This is a genomic window from Sporosarcina luteola, from assembly GCF_023715245.1.
Lineage (GTDB): Bacteria > Bacillota > Bacilli > Bacillales_A > Planococcaceae > Sporosarcina > Sporosarcina luteola_C.
The window spans coordinates 1-459 of the sequence record NZ_JAMBNV010000022.1 but is presented as its reverse complement, the minus strand read 5'-3'; the positions used below and the strand labels follow the sequence as shown (position 1 = coordinate 459).

Below are 459 nucleotides of genomic sequence, written 5' to 3'. Positions count from 1 at the left end.
GAACGCCAGCGCCGCCCGGCGCGGCAGGCCGGCCACCGCGGCGGTGGGCTGCAGCTGCAGCAGACAGCGGCTGTCGTCAGGCGCCGCCAGCTCGGTCCAGATGCAGCGTCGGAGATGCTGCACCTTACGCAGCCTCACCACCTGCGGCGGCAGGACGTCCAGCGTCGAGGCCTCACTCTGCAGGCGCTGGCAGATATCCTCTACCACCAGCATGTTTTCCCGCTGGTTTTTGTCGTCTTTCATCAACCAGTCGGCCAGTTGCTGCGCCTTCGCGTCTTCCTGATGGTTCGCGACGGTCCCCGCCAGCGCTTCGGTGCGCAGCAGCGCGCCGCGCCGGCGCCACAGCCGTTCCGGCGTGGAGCCGAAAAATGCCTGCCGGGCATTGAACGCCATCAGGAAATGAAAACAGTTAAGATTGCTGCGCCGGCTAGCCGCCATGATGCTCACGGCGTCCAGCGG

The 459-nt window shown here is 66.7% G+C and carries 1 protein-coding gene; it reads right to left on the bottom strand.

The window, feature by feature from the left end; translation table 11 throughout:
- Positions 1–459 (bottom strand): chorismate-binding protein (locus tag M3152_RS17815; RefSeq protein WP_251697188.1); only part of this gene is annotated, 459 nt, incomplete at both ends.